Source organism: Qipengyuania atrilutea, from assembly GCF_013370205.1.
Classification (GTDB): Bacteria; Pseudomonadota; Alphaproteobacteria; order Sphingomonadales; family Sphingomonadaceae; genus Actirhodobacter; species Actirhodobacter atriluteus.
On record NZ_JABWGV010000011.1, the window covers coordinates 1 to 2,518 of the forward strand.

2 protein-coding genes and 1 pseudogene are annotated in these 2,518 nt (G+C 59.5%); 2 read left to right on the forward strand and 1 reads right to left on the reverse strand.

The genetic code is table 11. The features are described from left to right. Positions 1-434 precede the first annotated feature (434 nt). A complete protein-coding gene (locus HUV48_RS14120; RefSeq protein ID WP_082834651.1) occupies positions 435-1,220 on the forward strand; it encodes a type IV toxin-antitoxin system AbiEi family antitoxin in 786 nt (261 codons plus the stop codon). Between the two features lie 8 nt (positions 1,221-1,228). Further along, positions 1,229-2,146, forward strand: coding sequence for a nucleotidyl transferase AbiEii/AbiGii toxin family protein (locus HUV48_RS14125; protein ID WP_067673804.1), 918 nt, complete (start codon positions 1,229-1,231; stop codon positions 2,144-2,146). Positions 2,147-2,188: 42 nt separating this feature from the next. Here the strand turns inward: HUV48_RS14125 and HUV48_RS14270 are convergent. Further along, a pseudogene (locus tag HUV48_RS14270) lies at positions 2,189-2,518 on the reverse strand (hypothetical protein); the annotation flags it as partial.

Below are 2,518 nucleotides of genomic sequence, written 5' to 3' on the forward strand. Positions count from 1 at the left end.
GAATGCGGCGTCGGCGCGGCGTTTTGTCGATGCAGTTCGTAGCCGACGCGGAAGCGCCAAGCACCGGATCGGAGTGGAATATCGGTCCGTTGAATAAGCATAGGCGAGCGACTCACATCCCGTAGGCATGGTTTCATGCAGTTTGCGGAAAATAGGCTTTCCAATCTCCGCATGAACTGTCGCGAATGTATTGCGCAATGCGGAGATTAGGAGAACTGGTCTGCTTTTGAGCGGGATGCCGAAACGTTGTCAGCGCGGATATCTCGCAGACTAGACGTCCGAGATCTCGCGGCTGAGGCGTGAGTTCGACCGCAGGTTTGGGCCCTGAGTCCGAGCATAAGGTTTGTAGACTGCGCCAAACACCAAGCTTGGCTTGGCAAAAGCGGAAAGCTTCAAACTGGATTTTGGTTTGAAGATATGCCAAAACACTAATCATGGCTAAGCGTTCTGACAGCAAGCTAAACCGGCTTCAGCGGGAACTCCCTGAGGGACTCCTGGCCGATGCCGCGTGGATGGAGGCGCACGGTTATTCATCGGCGCTGCGCAGCCAGTATGTCCGCGCTGGCTGGCTCGAAAGTCCGGCGCGGCGGGTCTATCGTCGCTCGCGCGCGCCATTGACATGGCCGCAGGTGGTTATCTCGCTCCAGACCGTGCTGGACCTGCCGCTGACCGTCGGCGGGCGCACCGCACTCGAACAGCTAGGCTATGCCCATTACCTTTCGGCGGAGATGCGCGAGGTTCACCTCTACGGGCCGAAGCGACCGCCGACATGGCTGGACAGCTTGCCGCTCGACGTAGCCTTCCGCTGGCACAACAGTCTGCGTCTGTTTCCCGGCGATGCCGGCGCACAAGCGGAGCCGAGCCCCGTCATGGTCAGCGCCGCAGGTCTGAGCTTACCCATCCGCTATGCGAGCAAGGAACGTGCCGCGCTCGAATTGCTCGACGAGTTGCCCAGACATGAGAGTTTCCATCAGGTCGATGCCCTGATGGAAGGGCTGAGCGATCTCAGCCCGCGTCGCCTGCAAACCCTGCTGGAGACCTGCGCCAGCGTGAAGGTGAAACGGCTATTCCTGTTCTTCGCCGACCGCCACCGGCATGCCTGGCGATCCCGTCTCGATGTGACCCGTGTCGATCTTGGATCGGGGAAGCGCGTCCTGGTCAAAGGTGGCACGCTCGACCCCGGCTACCACATAACCGTGCCGTCCGATCTGGCGGGGTAGCGGGCATCATGGCCTTTCTCGACTCTTACCGGCAACAGGTCGCCCTTCTCATCCGCACCATTCCTTTCGTAGCGCAGGAAGAAGCCTTCGCCCTCAAAGGCGGTACCGCGATCAACCTGTTCGTGCGCGACATGCCGCGCCTGTCGGTGGACATCGACCTGACCTATCTGCCGGTCGAGGATCGCGCCAGGTCGCTTGCCGCGATCGACGCGGCCATGCTGCGAATAGCGAAACGGATCGAACGCAAAATACCGGATGCGAAGGTCCATGCTTCGCGCTCGGCCGACGAGAAAATCGTCACCAAGCTGCTCGTCCGCGCTGGAGGCGTGCAGATCAAGATCGAGGTAACGCCGGTACTGCGCGGCACCGTCTACGATCTTGCCTTGCGGAGCGTTGTGCCAACAGTCGAAGACGCCTTTGGCTTTGCCGAGATGCAGATCGTGTCCTTCGAAGATCTCTATGCGGGCAAGATCGTCGCGGCGCTTGACCGCCAGCACCCTCGCGACCTTTTCGACGTGCGCGATCTCCTGGCGCACGAAGGTATAAGCGACGAGCTGCGGCGCGCATTCCTTGTCTACGTCATCAGTCACCATCGCCCGATTGGCGAAGTTCTTGCCCCGACACGAAAACCGCTTATGGAGGAATTCGAGCGCGGTTTTGTCGGAATGACGCATGAGCCGATCGCGCGGGCCGATCTTGAAGAAGCGCGCGAGGCGATCATCGCTGCGATGGTTGCCGACATGCCCGATGCGCATCGGCGGTTTCTGGTCGGCTTCAAACGCGGAGAGCCGGACTGGCAACTTCTCGGCATACCGGAAGCTTGGCACCTGCCTGCCGTCCTGTGGAAGCAACGCAATCTGGACCGGCTCCCTGCCAAGAAGCGATGTGAACTGGCGGATGCACTCGAGAAGATGCTGTTTCAATAAAGCTAGTATCGAAACTTCGTTGTCCGGAATCAAACCCTGGTCTTATTGCGGATCGTTTCCCAGAAACCGTGCGGTTGCGCTCGAATATGCCTGCAGCTTCCTGCCGTATCGCAGCACCGTCGATGCAGAATCCCAGCGCATTGCATTCAAGATCGCGACACCGTCAGCGCCCAACGCGATCAGATCCTGGGTCAAGCCAACCCTCAACGAGTGGGATGATATCAACTTCAGATAGCCCACGTTGTCATCATTTTGTCGCATCGACGGCGAAAGCGCGGCCTCCGCCGCATGCTTTAGGTCCTTGCGGAAAATTCCAGGCCTGCGTGGCCCAAGCTTGGCAGCAGTGCACACGCGATACTTAATCGAAGATTT

Excerpts from the sequence above, each read along its gene's own strand:
- HUV48_RS14120 (WP_082834651.1), top strand. The coding sequence starts at position 435 with ATGGCTAAGCGTTCTGACAGCAAGCTAAACCGGCTTCAGCGGGAACTC.
- HUV48_RS14125 (WP_067673804.1), top strand. The coding sequence starts at position 1,229 with ATGGCCTTTCTCGACTCTTACCGGCAACAGGTCGCCCTTCTCATCCGC.